The organism is Arthrobacter sp. U41, assembly GCF_001750145.1.
Lineage (GTDB): Bacteria > Actinomycetota > Actinomycetes > Actinomycetales > Micrococcaceae > Arthrobacter.
Genome location: NZ_CP015732.1, coordinates 1,893,780 through 1,913,561, shown reverse-complemented (window position 1 = coordinate 1,913,561; position 19,782 = coordinate 1,893,780). Strand labels below are relative to the sequence as shown.

Genomic DNA, 19,782 nt, shown 5'->3' with positions numbered 1-19,782 from the left:
CAATCCTAATGCGGTGGCTGATCCCCGGGCGCGCATCACTCCAGCGCTCACTCAGTCGTCAAGGACAAAGGTCACTTCCAGCACGACGTGCCAGGCCACGACGGCGCCGTCGCTGATTTCAACCTTCTGTTCCTTCACCCACGCCCCCGTGACATTGCGCAGGGTCTTGTTCGCCCGTTCGACGCCCTCCTTGATGGCGGCATCAAACGAGGTCTTGGAATTCGCGCTCAGGGTAGTAATCCGTGCAACAGACATATCTTCCTCCCAATAGTCGGCTCAACGGGTCCGAGACTACGCCGAAGGCAGGAAACACAACAGGGCCCAAAAGCCATCCAACAGCCGCTGAGGCCCAAACCCCTCACCCGGCCCACCAAAAGGCGGCGACATTCCCGGCGGAAGGGAGCTGCCGGGGCTTCCGGGAGAACGCAAAAGCGCCCGCCCCGGTTCAGGACGGACGCTTTTGCCTGGCGTGGAAACTAGATCGAGTATTCCGGAGCGGCCCAGACAACAACTTCGGGGTGCTCGTAGAAGCGGTAGCCCTGGCCGCGGACCGTGCGCACGGTGTTGGCGAGGCGGCCGAGCTTGGAGCGCAGGCGGCGGATGTGGACGTCGATGGTGCGCTCGTTGGGCACCTCTTCGGCATTCCGCCACAGGCCCTCGAGCAGCTCATCGCGGCCCACGGTGCGGGTGCCGTTTTCGACGAGGTAGTTCAGGAGCTCGAACTCCTTGAACGTAAGGTTCAGGGATTCGCCGTCGAGGGCCACCTCGCGGCGGGCAAGGTCAATCAGGACGCCGGCCGGACGCGGGTCCTGCGGCTGCTGCAGGCGGGCATTCTCGGAACGCTGGCGGGCGCCGACCGTGGGGTCACCGAAGGTGGAACGGACGACGTCGAGCGCGGAGCCCGGAGCGCTGGCCGGGGCGACAGCGACGGCGGCGTAGCTCTCGGCGCCGGCGACCAGGGACTGGGCATAGGCCCGGATCTCCTGGGCAAGCTTGGCGATGGAGGTGCCGGCGGCCGCCGCGGTTTCCTCGTCGATACCCATGTAAAGCACGAATCCGCGGGCGACGTTGTCGTTCGGGACCGGGCGGACGGGGCTGCTGTTGCCCGGCGCAATCACCGGGGTCGGGGCCGTGGCCGGCGCCGGCGGAACAGCGCGGAGCTGTCCGTAGGAGTTGGGGTTGAATCCCTGCGGTGCATAGCCCGGGGCGGGGAAGCTGTTGCCGGATCCGGCGGGGGCGAAGGAGGCTCGGCCGCCGAAGCCCTGGCGGATGCCGGAGGCCTGGCCGGGCTTGCTGGCGTTACGGACGGAGATATGGACGTATCCGGATGCAACTGACATGGAATGCTTACCTCAATGTGAATGGCCGTCATCGCGGCTCGAATGCTACTTTTCCCCGCAATGAAAACTTGGGGAGGGGCGCCCGACGCTGGGCTGGGGGCGAATGCCTAGAAACCTTTGGGGTGTAAAAGTTAGGCGTGCATTCGACAACAGCGCTTCTCGGTATCAGCGGGTGGGCTGATCCAAAAAACTGCGGCTGCAGGTGCTGTTGAGTTCTTGTTCACAATTGAAGTGTGCAACGTAACAATGAAAACTTGCAAGTAACAATGGCTCAAAAAGTCCACAATGTGAGACGAAGCTCGGAATTGTAGTGCAGATCACAATTCTGGCAGGGCGGCCAAAAAACAACACTTCCTTGCGATTGGGCCACCAGCAGGGCGATGGTCGAATATTCTTCGCTACCGGGGGCCTTATCACCGCTTTCATTCACTGTAAATCGGAATGGCAAAACCGTTCGCCTACTTATCAATGGTTGTCTACCGTCCCACAGAGTGGACCCCGCATTCCGGAAAATTGCTGCCCCCGGACCGCTTCGGGGATGCCCAGCTCGCTAGGGTGGGATTCACAGGTGCCGCACAGGATCCCCAAAGGCGCGCCTAACCGTCAGATCGGAGAGTTGTCCCATGGCCACTTCGCACTCCATGACCAACAACCTCCCCCAGCTCACCCATCCGGATGGCTCCCCCATCCGTGCCCTGGTCGTGGACGATGAACCCAGCCTCTCCGAGCTCATGAGCATGGGACTGCGGATGGCGGGCTGGTCGGTTGCCGTCGCCGCAGACGGCCCCGAGGCAGTGAGGCTTGCCAAGGAGTTCCGCCCTGACGTGCTAGTGCTCGACGTGATGCTTCCCGGGTTCGACGGCGTTGAGCTGCTGGGCAGGATCCGCGCCTTCGCGCCGGAGGTGCCGGCCTTGTTCCTGACAGCCAAGGACGCCGTCCAGGACCGGATCACCGGACTGGCTGCCGGCGGGGACGACTACGTGACCAAACCGTTCAGCATGGAGGAAGTGCTGCTGCGGCTGCACCGGCTGGTCCAGCGCTCCGGAGTGGCTGCGATGGACACGGCCGAACTCGTCGTCGGGGATCTCGTCCTGAACATCGACACGCGGGAAGTACGGCGGGCCGGGGAAGAACTCCACCTCACGGCCACCCAGTTCGAGCTGCTGCGCTACCTCATGGAAAACCCGAAGCGAGTCGTCAGCAAAGCCCAGATCCTGGACCGGGTCTGGGACTACGACTTTGGCGGGCAGGCGAACATCGTGGAGCTCTACATCTCCTACCTCCGCAAAAAAGTCGATGCCAACCACCCGCCCATGATCCACACGGTGCGCGGGGCCGGCTACGTCCTGAAACCGGTGGACTGATCCGTGCCCGAACGCTCCGGCGAGATCCGCCCCTCCGGGCCCAACTGGCGCGACCCCTCCACGTGGCACCTGCGCACCCGGCTTGTCCTCGTCACCATGGCCCTGCTCGTGGCGATCTGCGGGGCCGTCGGCGTCGTCAGCTACGCCTCGATGGACTTCTTCCTGACCAGGCAGCTCGACACGCAGCTTGAGCAGGCCGAGGCCCGCGCCCGCGAGTTTGGCCGCTCCGGCCGCTCCGATCCCCTTGAGGCACGGGGCCAGGGCATCGGCACGCTGAACGCGAGGATCCACGACGACTCGGTCCGCAGCGCCGGCTTCCTCGCCGAGGACGCCTCCCGGGAATCCCTCACCGACGAGGATGACGAGGTTCTCCTTGAGCTCACCCCGTGGAGCGAGCCGGTTGACCGGACCCTGTCCGCCGGAGCGTACCGGCTGGTTGCCGCGGAGACCCCGGACGGCGACGTGATCGTGACCGGGCTGCCGCTCGCGGAAAAACAGAACACGCTGGCCTCCCTGGTCTGGACCATGGTGATCGTGTCCGCCGGCGGACTCGTGGTAATCGGCCTGGCCGGCACGGCGCTGATCCGCCGGACCATGAAGCCGCTCGATCAGCTCTCCGAGGTGGCGACGAAGGTCTCCCGGCTCCCGCTCGATGCCGGAGAAGTCGGACTCGCCGTGCGGGTGCCGGCGGCGGCAGCACATCCGGGAACCGAAGTGGGCAGCGTCGGCCATGCCCTGAACCTGATGCTGGACAACGTCTCCAACGCGCTGGAGGCCCGGCAGACGAGCGAGATGAAGGTCCGCCAGTTCGTGGCGGACGCCTCGCATGAGTTGCGCACTCCCCTGACCGCCATCCGCGGCTACACGGAGCTGATGCGGATGACCGAACATTTCACCCCCGACGGCCAGAAGTCCCTCGCCCGCGTGCAGAGCCAGTCCGAACGGATGACCACCCTGGTGGAGGACCTGCTCCTGCTCGCCCGGCTGGACGAGGGCCAGCCGCTGAAGCTCAGCGACGTGGACCTGACCCAACTGGCCGTCGAGACGGTGAGCGACGAGAAGGTGATTGCCCCGGACCGGATCTGGCACCTGGAGCTCCCGGAGGAGCCGGTGGTGGTTCGCGGCGACGCGACCCAGCTCCACCAGGTGCTGGCCAACCTGCTTTCCAACGCGCGAAAGCACACCGGACCCGGCACCACGGTCGTGACCGGAGTGAAGCGCACCGCGGACGGCAGCGCCGTGGTGACCGTGACGGACAACGGCCCGGGCATCGCCCCCGAGTTCGTGGACCGCGTCTTTGCGCGGTTCACGCGTGCGGACGCGTCCCGGAAGAATCCGGTGGCAGCCACGACGGCGGCACACGGACGGCGGCCGCTTCCCCGCCTTCCGCTGCACCCGCCGCGGCCTCCCCTGGCCGCCTCCGAGGCCGCTGCCGCCGCCACGGGTGCATCCTCCGAGGGAACCAGCGGGCTGGGATTGTCCATCGTGCAGTCAATTGTCGCGGCCCATGGCGGGACTGTCAGCGTGACGTCGGTCCCGGGCCGGACGGAGTTCACGGTGCGGCTGCCGGCGGCCCCGCCCGCCGCGGATGCGGCACGGCTGCGGGTCGGTGCGCAAGGCGCCGCCCCGCCGTCGTGATCTCTGTTATCGAAATGTGACTTAGGCGTCCAAGTCCTGTACGGTTTTTAGGGTGCGTCCATCACTGGGGCCGCATATCCGGATGTACGCCAAGCTCTGCCGCCTCCCGGATTCCGCTGCACCAGGCAGAGGCGGGGGACCCAGAGTTCCCGGGCATTTGCATCTTGCGCCCTTGGGGTGAAGCCGACACGTGAATTTCCGTGCGGCCGGGTGACCTCATCCGAACCCGACAGCTAACTCCGCAGGCGTTGAGAGGCGATCATGACTGATTCCAAGCCACAAACGCGCCCCGACGGCGCCGCACATCCGACCCGCACCAAGCCATCGCGCCACCGCGCTCAACCGGCCCAGCCCGCTTCGGCGCTGTCCCGGATTGCCGGCAGCGTAGGCTCCACCGGCCGCCGGGCCCCGGTTGTTCTTGCCGCCTGCACGGTCCTCGTGGGGGCCGGCGCAGCGGGCCAGGCGTCCGAGACAGCCGCCCACAAGGCCAGCGCGGAAGCTTCCACGCAGGCAGCCACGACGGCGGACCCGTTGACGCACCTCGATTTCGAACGCGTCCGGGTCGCTAACCAGGCCGTGATCCCCGCCGGCACCCCCGCGGCCCCCGCGGCCGAGGAGAAGCCTGCCGAAGCACCCGCCCCTGCTCCTGCTCCTGCACCGGCTGCCGCTCCCGCTCCCGAGCCCGCGCCGGCTCCCGTTGCCATCGATGACCCGGCCGGCGCGCAGGCTTACGCGGCCAGCCAGCTTGGCGCCTATGGCTGGGCCCCCGGCCAGATGCAGTGCCTGATGACGCTGTGGACCAAGGAGTCGGACTGGGAGACGACTGCCACCAACCCGAGCAGCGGCGCCTACGGTGTGGTCCAGTCCCTGCCGGCCGAGAAGATGGCCAGCGCGGGCGCGGACTACCGGACCAACTACCGGACCCAGATCAACTGGGGCCTGAACTACGTCAAGGAGCGCTACGGCTCACCGTGCGGCGCCCTGAACTTCCACTACGCCAACAACTGGTACTAACCGCCGGCACGGCCTGCGGCCCCTCCCCCCGGCGCGTCTAGCCGGGTCGGTGGGGGAAGTACTGCACCGCCCACTTGTTGCCGTCGGGATCGGCGAAATAGACGAAATGCCCCCAGCCCTGGACATCCACGCCGCTGACCTCCACGCCGCTGTCCTTGAGCTGCTTGTGGGCCGCTCGTCGAAGTCGGCGTTGAAGCCCACCTTGTTGACGTAGAAATCCTTCGCGCGGTCCACATCGGACACCGGGACAAAGACAAGTTCAAGTTTCCAGTCCATGGGGCTCAGGCTAGTTCCGGGGGGTCTCTTCCGGAAGGAAAATCTCAAGCGTGTGGAACCGGCCCCGAGGGCAGGTTCCGCACCAGGCGGCCGGGTTAGCCGGCCACGCCGTAGAGCCGGTCTCCGGCGTCGCCCAGGCCCGGCACGATGTAGGACTTTTCGTTGAGCTTCTCGTCGATCGAGGCGAGCACAATGGTCACGTTGGCGTCGGCGAGCTCTTCCTCCAGCTTCGCGAGGCCTTCCGGGGCGGCCAGCAGGCAGATGCAGGTGACGTCGGAAGCGCCGCGCTTGAAGAGGAACTTGATGGCCTCGCGCAGGGTGCCGCCGGTGGCGAGCATGGGGTCCAGGACGAAGATCTGGCGGTCCGTAAGGTCCTCGGGGAGGCGCTCGGCGTACGTGATGATGTCCAGCGTCTCTTCGTCGCGGGCCATCCCCAGGAAACCGACCTCGGCCGTGGGGACCAGCTTGGTCATACCCTCAAGCATGCCCAGTCCGGCGCGCAGGATCGGCACCACCAGCGGGGTGGGCTTGGTGAACGCGGTGCCGATGGTGGTGCTGACCGGGGTCTCGATGGTCACCGGTTCGGTGCGGACTTCGCGGGTTGCCTCGTACGCCAGGAGCGTGACGAGTTCCTCGGTGAGCTGGCGGAAGACCGGGGACGGGGTGTTCTTGTCCCGCAGAACGGTGAGCTTATGGGCGACCAGCGGGTGGTCCACAACGAGAGTGCGCATGGGTCAAAACTATCACCCGGCGGCCGGCGGCCCGCCCGTGGGACCGCGGGCGCCGACGTCGTCCTTGGTGGTGGCACCGCTCCCCGCGGCGTCCGCCCCCTCGCTGCCGGCGGCGCTGCCCGCCGGAGGATCGGCGCGGCCATCGTGGAGGTGCGCCGGGTTATCGAAGGTGGGCGCGGGGCCCGCGTGTTCCCGGTGGCGGATCACATGGAAGAGCCGGTGGGCGAGGATCACGATGCCCAGCCAGGCCAGGCCCAGCAGCCACGCGGCGATGACGTCGGTCATCCAGTGGTGCCCCAGGAAGACCCTGCTCAGGCCCATCGCCAGGACGAAGATCAGTCCCGCCGTGATCACGGCGACGCGTGCCCAGGTCTTTTTCAACTGCAGGCAGGTCAGGTACACCAGCACGCCGATGACCACCGTGGAGTTAAGGGCGTGTCCGCTGGGGAACGACGGAGAGGTCTCGTACGGCGGGACGGCGTTGATGAAATCGGGACGCGCGCGGCCCACGAGGTTCTTGCCGAACGTCGTGGCCGTGATGGACACGGCGGCGGCCCCGCAGACCAGGATGATCGGCCGCCAGGTGCGGTTCACCCAGGTGAGCCACGCGGTGAGGATGCTTGCCAGAATCGGCATGCCGATACTCCCGCCGACGTTCGTGAAGCCGGTGACGGCCACGTTCAGCTCAGGGTTGCGCAGGTCCTCCGCCAGGGCGAGTGCCGGTTTGTCCAGGTTCGCCAATCCAGCCTCGTCCACGACGCTGTCGTACACTTCAGCGCCCAGGAGCGCCAGAACGATCACGATCACGCCGCCCACGAGCATGGTGATCCAGAGGGCCGCGTAAGGGACAACCCACTTGCCCCAGCGATCAGTGAAGGCACTCACTGCTGTCTCCTGACTCCTCTTTGCTGCACAGCTTGCTTAGTACCGAAACTATCATTGAGCCATGACTTCCCCTGAGCCGCGCCATGCCGAATGGATGGGCCTTGCCCTCACCGAGGCGCGTGCCGCGCTGGCCACGGCGGACGTGCCGATCGGCGCCGTCGTCATCGGCCCCAACGGCACCGTGCTCGGCAGCGGGCGCAACGAACGGGAAGCCCTCGGGGACCCGACGGCGCACGCGGAGATGGTGGCCATCCGCGAGGCCGCCGCGCGTCTGCAGGAACTCAGCGCCCGTGGCGGGCAGGCCGGCGACGGCTGGCGTCTGGCCGACTGCACCCTGGTGGTGACGCTGGAGCCCTGCGCCATGTGCGCCGGGGCCGTCGTGCTGGCCCGGATTCCACGGGTGGTCTTCGGCGCGTGGGATGAGAAAGCCGGGGCCGCCGGCTCCGTGTTCGACATCCTCCGCGAGCGCCGGCTCAACCACTGGGTGGAAGTGTACGGCGGGGTCAGGGAGCAGGAGTGCGCGGCGCTGTTGCGGGACTTCTTTGCCGGGCACCGCGGCGCCTGAGCCCAAGGTCATCGCCGGCCCCCTTGCGGCGTCCCTGCCGCGCTAGCTGCCGGAGGCGGAGCCCGCTGCGGCTGCCTCGAGGTTGTCGATCCGCTTTTGCCGGGTGGCCGGTGAGTCGAGGCTGAAGGCCCGGAAATCGCCCAGGTCCTCGCGGATCCAGTCCTCGACCTCGGTGATCCGCCGGGTCACCGCAGGCGTGCGGCCATGGAACAGCCAGGGCACGATCCGTTCCCTGCCGGGATCGTACTGCCACAGCCCGATGATCCGGCCCCGGTCGACGATGGGATGGTCCGGGAGGTCCGCCTGCAGCGCCAGCGAGCCCAGGGCGTGCGTATGCCGGTCCTCCTCGTCCAGCAGGTCGGCGGCATTGCGCCGCAGCAGTGCGAGGGAGTCCGTTCCGGCGAGCAGTTGGATCTGCTCGCCGGCAGGTTCGTGGAACGCGGCGAGCCGTTCGACGTCGTCGGGCAGCATCCACAGCGTCTCCCCGGCGGCGGTGGGAACCTCCACCGCGCCCGCCTCGGCCAGCGACGCCTTGCTCTGGGCGACGGTGAAGGCCGTGAACCACTGCGACTGTTTGAAGGTGGCCCCTCCGGTCCAGCCAAGGTAGCGGCGGATCAGTTCGGTGCGGGCCTCATCCTCGTCCAGCGGGCTCGGCGGCAGGTCCCACAGTTCGTAGGCGTAGCGCTGCTGGTCGAGGCGGCCGTTGGCCGGGACCCGGCGGATCCGCCCCTGGGACTGCAGGATGCCCAGGGCCGTGGGCAGCGTGGTGGTGGCGCCTTTCTTCCTGCCTTCCTCGCCGAGGTTCCGCACGGACTCACCGAGTTCCTCCTTGAGCTGCCGCGGGTCCAGCGGGACGGCGGCTTCGGCGAGCGTATGCAGCACCTGCTCCTCCAGCAGGGCGATTTCGCCGCGGTCCACGCCGAGCCTGCCGACCACCTTGACGGCGTTCTCCGCGGCGTCCCGCCCGAGCTGCAGCGACCAGGCGTAGTCGTCACGGCCCAGGACGTAGGTGCAGCCGCGCGCCGTCGGAAGTTCCAGGATCCGGTGCGCCAGGACGTCGGCGTCCACTTGTTCCCGGCGGATGCCGGCGCGGGCGAAGAGCGTGAGGTAGGGGTTGGCGCCGCCGACGGACCGGGCCCAGCCTCCCCGGGCGAACACCTGTTCCGAGGTGCAGCCGGCCAGCGAGCCGTCCAGGCCCTGTTTGTGCCAGGCCCAGGCGCGGAGCCGTTCCGGGGTGAGGGTCCGGGCAGGCGGCGCGTTCGCCGTCAGGGGCTGCGTGGTCAGGGGCTGGGGCGTCATGGGGTCATTGTCCACCAGCTTGCGCGGCAGGGGAATCTTCCGCGAAGGGCGTTTCCGGCGGGACAGCCGGCGGCTGACCGGCCGGATGACCCGGGTTCAGGGCCTCCAGCACGGTCCGGGCCGTGGCATCCCAGCCGGGCAGACGGTCCCGGGCGTCAACCGCCGCAGCCCGCCAGCGGGCGCGGACTCCCGGATCTCCCAGCCAGCGCCGCAGCACTTCGGCGAGGGGAGCCGGGTCCGCACCAAGGGCGACGGCGGTTCCCGGCAGGGCGGCCGCACCGCCCGCCGCCTCCGGCGGCTCCGTCCGGGGCTCCTCCGATGGCGCCGTCAGTGGCGCCGTCAGTGGCGCCGTCCGGGACCCGGGGGTGCCCGCTGCGAGCGCCTCGACGGCGCCGGTGCCGGCCCGGACAATCACCGGCACACCCCGCGCAATCGACTCCGTGACCACCAGGCCGTAGGTCTCGGCCTGTGAGATGAGCAGGCTCAGGTCCGCCGCGGCCCATTCCGCCTCAAGCGCCCCGCCCCGGAGCTCCCCAGGGATCCGGATGCGGTCCTGCAGCGCCAGCCGCTGCACCGTGTCCCGGAGGAGCGCGGCATAGCCAGGATCAGCGGTGTCCGAGCCAACCAGGGAGGCGGTCCACGGCTGGTCCGTCAGGGCTGACAGTGCGGCGAGCAGCAGCGTCTGGTCCTTGTTCGGCAGCAGGGCGGCCACGGCCAGGAGGTGCGGCGGTTCCGATCCGGCGGCCAGCGCGGCCGTCTCCGTGCCGGGCAGGGCAACCCGGATACCGCTTACCCCGTGCCTGGCCCGGATGCCGGCTGCCGCCGAGCCGCTGGTGCAGATCACCCCGGCCGCGGCCCGCAGCGCCCGGCGTTCCAGCCCGGCGTCGTCATGCCCGGTGTCGTCCAGCGGCATGTGCACGAGGATCCAGGCCGGCCGTCCGGCGGCCGCGGCAGCCGCGAGTTCCTCCGGCGCCCCGCAGGCGAGGAGCCCGTCAACGAGGGTCACCGTGCGTCCGGCGCGGGCGCCGTTGCCGCCGTCGGCCCCGTCGACCCAGTCGGCGAGCAGCAGGCCGCCAAGCCGGCTCCGGTCCTCGGCACTACCCACCGGCCAGTCGCCGTCGAGCGGGCAGGTCTCCACCGCCACTCCCAGTGCGGCAAGCTCGCGGGCGAGGGCTGCGTTGTAGACGTTGCCGCCGGAGTTGTGGCGCACGTTGCCGGGCACCACAAACCGGACGCGGAGGCCGTCCGGCTGCACGGCGTTCCTGACTGGCACCAGAGTCCTAGCTGGCCTCAAAGTCGAGCGAGTAGCTGGCCCACGCGTCGGGGGTCTCGCGCAGAGTGACGTCCAGCCCGGCCAGTTCGCGCCCGTCCGCGCCCGGGCGGATCCTGGCCGCCACGGCGTCGGCGACGTACTGGGCCAGGGCCTCGGTGGTGCTGAGCCTGCCGGCGAAGTCCGGGTGCTCGTCGAGGTTTTTGAAGTTCAGGCCTTCGAGGATCGAATCCAGCACCTCCCCGGCCTCGCCGATGTCCAGGACGATCGAGTCGTCGTTCAGGCTCCTGCGGCGGAAGGTCACTTCCGTGACGAAGGTGGCGCCGTGCATGCCCTGGGCGGGGCCGAAGGCCGGGCGCGGGAGGCTGTGGGCGATCATGAAGTTGCGGCGGACGGTCAGGCTGAACACGGATTTACCTCGTGGCTTCTGTTGGGGCTGATTCGGTGGCGGGGTCTGCACCGGCCGGATTCCTACTGGCCGCGTAGTCAATGACGTGGCAGAGAGCGTCCAGGGTGCCGTCGGAGAGCTGCTGGACGATGTCGGGCAGCTCGCCGAGGGTGGAGGAGCCGGTCAGGAAGACGTCAAACCCGGGATCGCGCAGCAGCGAGACGGCGAGCTGCAGCCGGTCGGCGTTGGTGCGGCGGTGGCGGCGCGCACGGGCCACCACGCCGACCTGGCTGGCGCGGATGGACAGCCGGCGCGCGTGGAAGTCCTCCCCCAGCGGCACGGTGACCTTCCGGTCTGCGTACCAGGACATTTCGATGACGTCGGCGTCGTCTCCCGCGAGCTGCAGGGCCCGCGCGAGGCCCGCTTCCGAGGCGGAGCAGTGGATCACGATGTCGCAGTCCGGCAGGGCGTCGTCGGGATGGCTGAACTCGACGCCGAGGGCTGCCGCGAACGCCCGCTTGGCCGGGTCGACGTCGACCAACTGCAGCCGTCCGAGCGGGAAGGAGCCCAGGAGCTTGGCCACCATGCCGCCGACAAGGCCGGCGCCGATCACGGCGACGCGGTCGCCGAGCCGGGGACCGGCCTCCCAGATCCCGTTGATGGCCGTTTCGACGGTGCCGGTGAGCACGGCGCGGCGGGCGGGGACATCGTCCGGAACCACGGTGAGGGATTCCACCGGGACGACGTAGCGGTCCTGGTGCGGGTACAGGCAGAAGACCATCTTGCCCATCCAGTTAGCCGGGCCGTCCTCGACCACGCCGACGGAGAGGTAGCCGAATTTCACCGGGGACGGAAAGGAGCCCTCCTGGTTCGGGGCGGCCATCTCCTCGGCCACGCACTGCGGGACGCGGGCATTGTGGACGACGAGCTCGGTGCCTTTGCTGATGCCGGAGTAGAGGGTGCGCACGAGCGCTTCACCGGGGCCGGGGAGGGGCAGGGCCCCGCGCCGGAGTTCCCCCTTCCCGGGGCCGACGGTCCAGTAGGCGGTGGCTGTGGTGTGCCGGGTTGTGTGCGGCGGATGCTTGTCTGAATTGCTCATCTTGCTGACGAATCTAGTCCCCTGCCCGTTCGCGGGGAAGTGCCGGCGCACCCGGGCGCGCCGCGGGCGCTCCAGGGTGCTGCATTCGCGGTGTTTTGGCGCGCCGTTTTGTGGATGAGCGCTTCGCTCCGGTACCCTAGTCAGGTTGGTGACGTGTCCGAGCGGCCGAAGGTGCAACACTCGAAATGTTGTTTGGTGAAAGCCAACGTGGGTTCAAATCCCACCGTCACCGCCAATGAGAAAGGCCCTGTTTCCCTTGTAAACAAAGGGAAGTGGGGCCTTTTGCTTTGTCTGGAAAGAGCCAGCGGTAACGTAGCAGTAACGAAATTCCCGCAACGCTCAACGTTCAGCCACACCGGGGCAACGCGCAGGACAGGGTGTGGTTCCACAAGTTCATCGCCCTGGCAGCATCGATGACCCAACCCGACGAGGTGCAAAAAGGTACGTGCAGTCAGCCGTGGCGGGCAATTCAGCCCTGACAGCTGCTATGACTGTTCCAGCAGATGCAGGCCAGCCCGGGTCGCTGAAAACAATGCCGCCGGTCCGGGTCATGCTTGCGCCCGATCGGCGCTAGGCATCGTCGAATGTTCCTGCAGTTGATTGACAAGTCGCGCAGCGTCAGGACGATCGTCATCCCTCTCAACAGAATGTCGTAAAGCCGGGACTTCTTTTCCACAGCCCGCCTCATGACCATGCCATGTGATCCTCCTCATACTGAATAAAGCCTCGGAATCAGAGGATTCAGACTTATGCAGCCCGCGACGGTGCGGGCGCGAGAGGAGCGCATGGTGTCGATATCTAGTTCTAAGAGACCGCCAGCGGACCCAATGACATCCCAGACCACTGGTACGTCGATGGACGATGCTAAATGGACTCGCCTGCACACGTTGGCGGCGTTCTGCACCCTCGGTGGAACCGCGTTGGACGGGTACATTCTCGGAGTCGTCGGCGGTTCGATTGGCGCGGCAACGGACGAGATGCACTTCTCGCCCTTGAGCCAGGGGCTCGTTGGTGCGAGTGCCCTGATCGGCATCTTCATTGGCGGGCTTGTTTTCGGGCGCGCGGCGGACCGGTGGGGCCGGCGGGTCGTGTTCCGCTGGAATCTGGTCTTCTTCGTCGTACTTTCAGTTCTCCAGTTGTTCACGATGAACACTTGGGACCTGACGGCGTATCGGGTCCTGTTGGGTGTCGCCATTGGTGTCGAGTACGCCGTCGGCGCGGCTCTTTTGTCCGAGCTGGTACCTCGTCGAACGCGCGGTCCCCTTCTCGCTTCCCTGCAGGCCTCGTGGTTCCTGGGCTTCGTAGGGGCGAACTTCGTCGCCCTTGCCTGGGCAAACACCAACTGGCGGCTTGTCCTTGCAAGCAGCGCTGTTCCTGCTCTCATCATTGCCATCGCCCGCATCCGGCTTCCGGAATCCCCGCGATGGCTTGTATCACAGGGGCGACGGGCAGAGGCCCAGGCGATAGTTGACAAGCACTTCCCGGCCGGAACCACGCTGCCCGAGGTCGAGCCAGGGGGTGGGGCCGGCAGGTTCCGCGAGCTGTTCAACAAGGAACACTGGCGCCGGTCCGCGTACAGCGGCATCTTTTGGGCATGCCAGGTTGGTCCGCTCTTCGCGATTTTCACGTTCATCACCCCGGTCCTGGACGACTTGGGCCTGCCTTCCGGGTTCGAGCGCGACTTCATCATGAACATGCTGCAACTGGGCGGCGCGGTTATTTTCATCTGGATCCTGGCTGCGAGCCGGCGCCGTTCCCTCGCGATCTGGACATTCGGCGTCACCTTCGCCGCGCTCCTGGTCCTTGGCGTTTTCCCGGACGCACCCCTCGCGGTACTGGCGATCGCGACCGGCGTCTACCTCTTTGTCGCCGCAGGGTCCGCCAACTTGGAGTTCGTCTACCCGTCAGAGATGTTCCCAACCCGGCTTCGCTCCTCTGGCGTAGGCTTCGCGGCATCGATGAGCCGCGTGGGCGCGGCGCTTGCCACCTACTTGTTGCCCGTCCTGATTGCCAGCGTGGGCATCAATCTCTCGCTGCTTATTCTCGCGCTGTTCCCCCTGATCGGGTTCCTCGCTTCCATCGCGTGGGCCCCCGAAACAAGTAAGGCCGCGATCCACTGACGAACCCCACGCCCGTTCGCCCACAATGTCCCGGAACAGACATTGTGGGAGAACGGGCGTCGCCGTGCGATAACCCCCAGAAATGGAGTATCGGCCAGCCTGCAGAACCTTGGCCGGTTGAACGCAATCACCGGGCCCGTCGCGGACCTCGGCCGTCTAGTCAATGCCAGGCAATGACGAAGGATTCGCGCAAGGCTTCTTCGGCACACTTCCGGGCGATGAAGCGTCCCAGGATGCTCTTCGCAGATTCCGATCAGGAGAGGCCTATCCGTTCTCATTCGAGATCGTTTATTATGACGGGTCGTCGCCGGCCGTGCGAAGTGCTTTGGACCCAATGAGGCTGATCTCACTTAGTGAGGTCTGTCGGCGATAGGCGCGCCTCGAACATCAACAATCGCGGCAAAGGGTTCCGGTCCTGGTGGATACTCAAATCAGGAATGGAAGCCTATACCGCATGGACAAACAGGCCACTGGGGAAGGCCGCAAGCAGGAAGAGCCATGGCAGACGTACAACAGCTGGTCGATCAACTGGCCGAGCGACTACAGAGATCAGTAGCCGTCGACACCCCCCGCGGTCACCTCATTGCCTCCAGCAAACACTTCGGCGACGAGGACACACCCCGGATCAATGTGGTCCTTTCACGCGATCTCGAGCCGCGCGTCGCCAAGTACCTCTTCAGCTTCGGAATACGCTCGGCCAGCGAAAACGTGCTGATACCGGCCAAGCCGGAGCTCGGCCTCAAAGCCCGGTGCTGCTATCCGCTGCGCCACCACCGCAGACTCCTGGGGTTTATCTGGCTCATTGACGACTGCGCACCCGACGACGTCGTCCGCCCCTATGCCGACCAGATCGCTGAAGCCCTCGGCCAGCAGGAGGACTCGGCCGAAGCCGACACTCATCGGCTAACTGAGCTGGGACGGCAGTTACTCTCTACCGCCTACGACGCGAACCACGTCGCCACGGCTCTGACGGAGAACGGGTTCGCCTCGGTGGACTCTCTTGTTCGCGTCGTCGCCGTCGCCCAGCCTCTGCACCGGGCCAGGAGTGTGAGGTTCCCGGTGTTGCGAACGTCAGGGCCGGCGCGCGAATGGATGCGTCCAGGACGGGACATGATCGAGGTCGACCTCGACGCCGCAGCAGTGCTGATCTGCGCCCGGCGCGCTGGCGATGCCGATGAAGGCCTGGACCGGCTGATCACTCGCCTCGCCGCCGATCTGAACGAATCCGGAGTTCGAATCGGGATGAGTGCCCCCGGGAAACTCCTGGAATCCCGGGCACTACTGCGACAAGCGCTGCTGGCGGCTTACGCAGGACACATCTTCGGCGAACTTGGTCACGTCAACTCCTGGACCGAGATGTTCCCCCACCGCGTCCTCATGGAAATGGCCCTTGCCTTCCCGCAAAGCTCCCTTCCCCCGGAAGGAATGGCCGCCCTGTTTGACCCCGCCAATGCTGTCCTGCTGGAGACGGTCGAGGCGTATCTCGACCACGGCGGGGACAGAACGGCTAGTGCTGAAGCCCTCTTTATCCACCGCAGCACGCTGTACTACCGCCTGAGCCAGGTCCAGAAGCTCACCGGACTGGACCCGGCCAACGGCCGCAGCCAGCTCGCTCTGCAGATAGCGATCAAGCTGCAGCGCATCGCCGGCAGTGGAGTCGCTGCTCTCCTTCAAAATGAGGAAGATTCCGTCTAAAGATCGTTGCAAATGTGCATGATCCGGTTCACGTCGGCGGAGCAAGATTGAACACAGGGAAGCAATTCCTCTGCAAAGACAAACTTGGTGTGAAAGGACCATCATGACAACCACAACCGAACTGGACGCCCGCACGCCAGGCCTGAACCTGGGCAGCGACGTCCTGTACCTCAGCAAGCAGAATGTCCTCGATCTTGCCATCAGCCGCGCCGAGATCATCGGCTACACCCGCGATGCACTCGTGGAACATGGCCACCAGCGCTACGAGATGCCGGCCAAGATCGGCGTCCACCCCTACCCTGAGGTGTTCTTCCACGCCATGCCCGCCTACGTCCCGGGCAAGAACGCCGTTGGGTGCAAGTGGATCGAGTGTTACCCCAATAACCCGGCCAAGTTCGGGCTGCCCCAGACCACCGGCCTGATGGTCATCAACGATGTTGAGTCCGGTGTCCCCGTCGCGATCATGGACTCAACCTGGGTAACCGCGATGCGCACCCCGGCCGTGACGGTTCTTGCCGCCGCGAAGCTGCACCCGGGTGCCGAGACATTCGGCATGTTCGGATGCGGCGTCCAGGGCAAGGAACACGTCCGCTACGCGGCCGAGGCGCTTCCGGACCTGAAGACCGTGTACGTATACGACAACCGGGAAGCCGCAGCCGATGCCCTGATCGCCGAGCTCCAGGGCCAGGTGCCGTTTACCCTCGTCAAGGGCGAATCCATCGAAGCGGTGGTCAAGAGCTCGGAAGTGCTCAGTTCCGCGACGGTGATCCTCAAGGAACCGCTGGCCGCGGTAAAGGACAAATGGGTCAGCGCCGGCCAGACCATCCTGCCCTGCGACCTGAACACCTTCTGGGACCCGAAGACCACCAAGCGCGCCGATAAGTACATCGTCGACAGCATCGAAGAGCACGAGTTGTTCGCCAACATGGGCTACTTCCCCGGCGGGCTCCCGACCATCGTCGCTGAAATCGGTGAAGTGATTGCCGACGTCAAACTCGGCCGTGAGAACTCGGACCAGCTCATTGTCAACAGCAATATCGGTATGGCCGTGTGCGACGTCGTAGTCGGCCGCGCCATCTACGACCGCGCCATCGCCCAGCGCATCGGCACCACGCTCGCCCTCTAACACCCGGACCGGAGGCGGTTGCGCTCAGCCTCTTCCAACATTGCAGCCGCCTCCATGCCGGGAGAGCGAAGCTAGGCATTCCATCACGCGCACCAGTATCTTCGAGAAGGGATGGGCCCTTGGCATTACATCCGCAACAATCGTGGCTCCCACTCGCCGGTGAGCGCGTCGAGATCCGCCTCGGCAAAGACGCCGTGGACGCCGGAACGGTCGATGCAGTGACCCCCGACGACGGACTCCTCTGGCTGGCCCCTGATGGCCTCAAGAATCGGCGCATCATCGACCGCGCACAGGGCTTCCATGTATGGATCAACTACAAGTGGGAATCGCCATAACGCGGCGCCATACCGGATGTCGACGGCCCCGCCACCAATGAATGAGGGACCGAAGAGGCATCCCCTCCCAGCTTCGTGAACGACCGTTCGCGAGACAGTGAGGTGGCGCCAACGAAAAACGGCGGCTTTTTCACAGCCCCGTTTGCCGCACGGAGCAGCCCTCAAGGAGCTCTACCAGGTGCCCCGCCGTCTATTCAGCTGTTTTCGTGGGGTCGATGCTGCCTCGCCTCCCTAGCCGGCGCGAGCTACGTCGTGGACGACCTCTCCGAACTCCTCTAGGCATCAACCCTCTCAACCGGCAGCCTGTGGGGAGTCTGCCAGAAACCTCTGGGGCGAACGCCTCAGAGGTTTCGGCACCTATTCACGCACGCTCGACCTCATAGCTCGAAGAGCGCTGGAAAGAAGAGAATCATGAATGGTGAAAAAATCATGGGCTTAGGCCATGTTGTCTATGGGTGCATGGGTCTTGGCGGCGATTGGTCATCTGCACCGTACGGGCTGGCCGAGATTGACGAGGCAGAAGCCGCCGTCGAGGCTGCGCTGGACGCGGGAATCGCGGTCTTCGACCAAGCGGAGGCCTATCGATTTGGTAAGTCCGAAGCCGTCTTTGGTGAGGTCCTTTCCCGTTCGGGGAGCCTCCGGGAACGCATCCAAATCAACACGCATTGCGGACCCAGCAACGGCAGAGGTGAAGTGCCGCACTATGACTTGGATGGCGCCGCGATCATTGAGAGTGTAGGGCGCAGCCTGACGCGGCTGAAAACAGACTACATCGATACGCTCCTGCTCAACCGGGCTGACCCGCTCCTGGAACCAGGACAGATCGCTTCGGCCTTCGAGTTTCTGAGGTCGTCCGGCAAGGTCCGGTATCTGGGCGTCTCCAACATGTCCGGCGCCCAGATCGCTTCGCTCCAGAAGCATCTTGACACACCTATCGTCGTCAATCAGATGGAAATGAGCCTGGGCAAGAGGGACTGGATCGAGACCGGTGTCCTCGTCAACCACCCGGATGGAAATAGGTACAGCTTCCCCGAGGGAACCATCGAATACTGCCTGGGCAACTCCGTCAGGCTCCAGGCCTGGGCCCCACTCGCCAGGGGTGTCTACTCGGGCCGTGCATCCACGACCAGCACGCCGGAAGAGGCCGCCACGGCCAAGCTGGTCTTCTCCCTTGCCCACGGCAGAGACACCACGCCCGAAGCCATCGTCCTGGCATGGCTGATGAAACACCCTGCCGGGATCGAACCCGTCATCGGGACGAGGGACCCCAAGCGGATCCTGGCGAGCCAGGACGCAGAGTATCAGGCCACCCTCATGACCAGACACGAATGGTATGCCCTGTGGAGGGCAGCCCGCGGAGCCGACGTGCCGGTCCCCGCGCCGGGCCCTGAACCAGCGTGGCCGATTCCGCACGCCCGGGCGCTAGTAGGTAGCGGCGTCATGGACCCGGTGGATCGGCAGATCGGGAGCGGACATGTCTAGGGGAACCTGTCTCGTCATTGAAAATGACGAGGACATCGCCGGTCTCAACACCATCATCCTGACCCAGGAGGGATTCGACGTGCGGGCGATCCGCACGGGTGCTGCCGCGATCAGACAAGCCCGCAAGCAACGGGGTTGGAAAGGAAGTCGCTGGCCGGGTAACGCCGCTCCCTCACCAGATCCTCAGCAAAGGACAGAACCATGATTCACAAATGCTTTGCGCTGATCGTCCCCGCGCGGCTCAGCGGGGCGGTCACCGTTGCAAACCTCGATGCACGGCACGGCAGCCTAGAAGTCCTCCTTTCGGGCCGTCTGGAATGTATCGCCCAGGGCGACTGGCACGTGTACCTGAACGCTGACCAGCTTCCCGCTGAGCTGGGGCCGAACATCCGGGCCGCGCAGCTGCTCCACGACACCGGGCTCGACCTGCCCGACGTCGCCGGAACCGCCGTGTTCCTCGGACGGGCAGAGCATGACTACGACGCCGACGTCCCCGAGCATCTGATCCACCGCGCCGAAGCACTCTTCGACACCCGCCTCGGAGCGATCCAACCCGCGGCCTGACATCCACCACCCACCAAAAACTCCTCAGCAAAGGACAAAAAACATGAACGAACAGGCCGGAGGACAAGAGTGACTTCGCACTCGGCCCGGGCACATCCCCTACGCGTCAGGGTTGGATGAGGCCTGTGGCTCATAGCAACTTCGCTTAATCTGTAGGGCGAGAATCAGGAACATCACCAATGTCTATCTCCACGATTTCCCCGGTGCGGGAAGATGGGTCCATGAGCAATTCTGGCCCCCGCGCCGGCGGCCCGACCCCTCGCAGGTCCTTCACCCCGGCACAAAAACTGGCCCATCTGGACGCCTACCAGCGGGCCTGCGACGACGGCACCGGCGGCGGGGCATACCTGCGCGCTGAGGGCCTGTATTCCTCCCAAATCACCGAGTGGCGCAAGCTCCGCGACGCCGGCGAACCGGTCCCCGGTTTCAAAGACCGTGAGGTCTCCGCCGGTGGCGCCGAGGAACTCGGCGGCGAGGACGGGTCCGAAGCCGGGCATGCTGAGCAGGGGCGCTTTGCCGGCATCGATACCGGCCCACAATTTCGCCAAAACAGCCTCCAGTAGCAGCAAAAAAGAAAAAGGTCTTTACAGC

Annotated in this window: 18 protein-coding genes, 1 tRNA gene, 3 pseudogenes and 1 riboswitch; of the genes and pseudogenes, 12 read left to right on the top strand and 10 right to left on the bottom strand. The window is 66.0% G+C overall.

Annotated elements, in window-relative coordinates; all coding sequences use genetic code 11:
* Window positions 1-51: 51 nt before the first annotated feature.
* Entirely contained in the window at window positions 52-255 is a 204-nt protein-coding gene (locus ASPU41_RS08905; protein ID WP_069950619.1) for a dodecin family protein, read from the bottom strand.
* A 221-nt stretch (window positions 256-476) separates the two neighbouring features.
* Window positions 477-1,340: a winged helix-turn-helix domain-containing protein gene (locus tag ASPU41_RS08900; RefSeq protein ID WP_069950618.1), complete on the bottom strand. Its 864-nt coding sequence runs from the start codon at window positions 1,338-1,340 to the stop codon at window positions 477-479.
* A gap of 623 nt (window positions 1,341-1,963) precedes the next feature.
* On the opposite strand from ASPU41_RS08900, the gene ASPU41_RS08895 reads away from it, so the two are divergent.
* The 3 genes from ASPU41_RS08895 (at window position 1,964) to ASPU41_RS08885 (ending at window position 5,356) form a co-directional block, all read left to right on the top strand.
* Window positions 1,964-2,704, top strand: coding sequence for a response regulator transcription factor (locus tag ASPU41_RS08895; RefSeq protein ID WP_069950617.1), 741 nt, complete (start codon window positions 1,964-1,966; stop codon window positions 2,702-2,704).
* A gap of 3 nt (window positions 2,705-2,707) precedes the next feature.
* Window positions 2,708-4,342 carry a sensor histidine kinase gene (locus tag ASPU41_RS08890; RefSeq protein ID WP_069950616.1) on the top strand — a complete coding sequence of 545 codons (1,635 nt, stop codon included), beginning with the start codon at window positions 2,708-2,710 and terminating at the stop codon, window positions 4,340-4,342.
* 104 nt (window positions 4,343-4,446) lie between these two features.
* Window positions 4,447-4,605, top strand: a riboswitch (cyclic di-AMP (ydaO/yuaA leader).
* On the top strand, window positions 4,604-5,356 hold the full coding sequence (locus ASPU41_RS08885) for a hypothetical protein (RefSeq protein WP_069950615.1): 753 nt from the start codon (window positions 4,604-4,606) through the stop codon (window positions 5,354-5,356). Its footprint overlaps the riboswitch before it by 2 nt.
* A gap of 37 nt (window positions 5,357-5,393) precedes the next feature.
* Here the strand turns inward: ASPU41_RS08885 and ASPU41_RS08880 are convergent.
* From ASPU41_RS08880 to ASPU41_RS08870, 3 genes and pseudogenes are all read right to left on the bottom strand, one after another.
* A pseudogene (locus ASPU41_RS08880) lies at window positions 5,394-5,632 on the bottom strand (hypothetical protein).
* 95 nt (window positions 5,633-5,727) lie between these two features.
* The gene (gene upp / locus ASPU41_RS08875) at window positions 5,728-6,363 is read right to left on the bottom strand and encodes a uracil phosphoribosyltransferase (RefSeq protein WP_024366205.1); all 636 of its coding nucleotides are present in this window, start codon (window positions 6,361-6,363) and stop codon (window positions 5,728-5,730) included.
* Window positions 6,364-6,375: 12 nt separating this feature from the next.
* A complete protein-coding gene (locus ASPU41_RS08870) occupies window positions 6,376-7,248 on the bottom strand; it encodes a phosphatase PAP2 family protein (protein WP_069950614.1) in 873 nt (290 codons plus the stop codon).
* A 61-nt stretch (window positions 7,249-7,309) separates the two neighbouring features.
* On the opposite strand from ASPU41_RS08870, the gene ASPU41_RS08865 reads away from it, so the two are divergent.
* A complete protein-coding gene (locus tag ASPU41_RS08865; RefSeq protein ID WP_069950613.1) occupies window positions 7,310-7,813 on the top strand; it encodes a nucleoside deaminase in 504 nt (167 codons plus the stop codon).
* Between the two features lie 42 nt (window positions 7,814-7,855).
* On the opposite strand, the gene ASPU41_RS08860 is transcribed toward ASPU41_RS08865, so the two are convergent.
* From ASPU41_RS08860 to ASPU41_RS08845, 4 genes are read right to left on the bottom strand one after another with little or no spacing between them, the layout of a single operon-like run.
* On the bottom strand, window positions 7,856-9,112 hold the full coding sequence (locus ASPU41_RS08860) for a DNA glycosylase AlkZ-like family protein (RefSeq protein WP_069952583.1): 1,257 nt from the start codon (window positions 9,110-9,112) through the stop codon (window positions 7,856-7,858).
* Between the two features lie 4 nt (window positions 9,113-9,116).
* On the bottom strand, window positions 9,117-10,385 hold the full coding sequence (locus ASPU41_RS08855; RefSeq protein ID WP_231941224.1) for a glycosyltransferase: 1,269 nt from the start codon (window positions 10,383-10,385) through the stop codon (window positions 9,117-9,119).
* 7 nt (window positions 10,386-10,392) lie between these two features.
* Complete coding sequence (locus ASPU41_RS08850) at window positions 10,393-10,791, bottom strand: 6-pyruvoyl trahydropterin synthase family protein (RefSeq protein ID WP_069950611.1); 399 nt, start codon at window positions 10,789-10,791, stop codon at window positions 10,393-10,395.
* A gap of 4 nt (window positions 10,792-10,795) precedes the next feature.
* Entirely contained in the window at window positions 10,796-11,869 is a 1,074-nt protein-coding gene (locus tag ASPU41_RS08845) for a zinc-dependent alcohol dehydrogenase (RefSeq protein ID WP_069952582.1), read from the bottom strand.
* A gap of 147 nt (window positions 11,870-12,016) precedes the next feature.
* Between ASPU41_RS08845 and ASPU41_RS08840 the strand changes: the two genes are divergently transcribed.
* The 8 genes and pseudogenes from ASPU41_RS08840 to ASPU41_RS23340 form a co-directional block, all read left to right on the top strand.
* Window positions 12,017-12,104: transfer RNA gene (locus ASPU41_RS08840), tRNA-Ser, on the top strand.
* Between the two features lie 592 nt (window positions 12,105-12,696).
* On the top strand, window positions 12,697-13,989 hold the full coding sequence (locus ASPU41_RS08835; RefSeq protein WP_069952581.1) for an MFS transporter: 1,293 nt from the start codon (window positions 12,697-12,699) through the stop codon (window positions 13,987-13,989).
* A gap of 498 nt (window positions 13,990-14,487) precedes the next feature.
* Window positions 14,488-15,684, top strand: coding sequence for a PucR family transcriptional regulator (locus ASPU41_RS08830; protein ID WP_069950610.1), 1,197 nt, complete (start codon window positions 14,488-14,490; stop codon window positions 15,682-15,684).
* A gap of 103 nt (window positions 15,685-15,787) precedes the next feature.
* On the top strand, window positions 15,788-16,810 hold the full coding sequence (locus ASPU41_RS08825; RefSeq protein WP_069950609.1) for an ornithine cyclodeaminase family protein: 1,023 nt from the start codon (window positions 15,788-15,790) through the stop codon (window positions 16,808-16,810).
* Between the two features lie 119 nt (window positions 16,811-16,929).
* On the top strand, window positions 16,930-17,145 hold the full coding sequence (locus ASPU41_RS22630) for a hypothetical protein (protein WP_157356970.1): 216 nt from the start codon (window positions 16,930-16,932) through the stop codon (window positions 17,143-17,145).
* Window positions 17,146-17,556: 411 nt separating this feature from the next.
* Window positions 17,557-18,627 (top strand): aldo/keto reductase, encoded by a 1,071-nt coding sequence (locus tag ASPU41_RS08820; RefSeq protein WP_069950608.1) that lies wholly within the window; start codon window positions 17,557-17,559, stop codon window positions 18,625-18,627.
* A gap of 201 nt (window positions 18,628-18,828) precedes the next feature.
* A complete protein-coding gene (locus ASPU41_RS08815) occupies window positions 18,829-19,191 on the top strand; it encodes a hypothetical protein (protein WP_069950607.1) in 363 nt (120 codons plus the stop codon).
* 221 nt (window positions 19,192-19,412) lie between these two features.
* Window positions 19,413-19,601 (top strand): annotated as a pseudogene (locus ASPU41_RS23340) (IS3-like element ISAar46 family transposase); the annotation flags it as partial.
* On the opposite strand, the pseudogene ASPU41_RS22625 reads toward ASPU41_RS23340, so the two are convergent.
* Window positions 19,575-19,697, bottom strand: a pseudogene (locus ASPU41_RS22625) (transposase); the annotation flags it as partial. The pseudogenes ASPU41_RS23340 and ASPU41_RS22625 overlap by 27 nt on opposite strands.
* Window positions 19,698-19,782 lie beyond the last annotated feature (85 nt).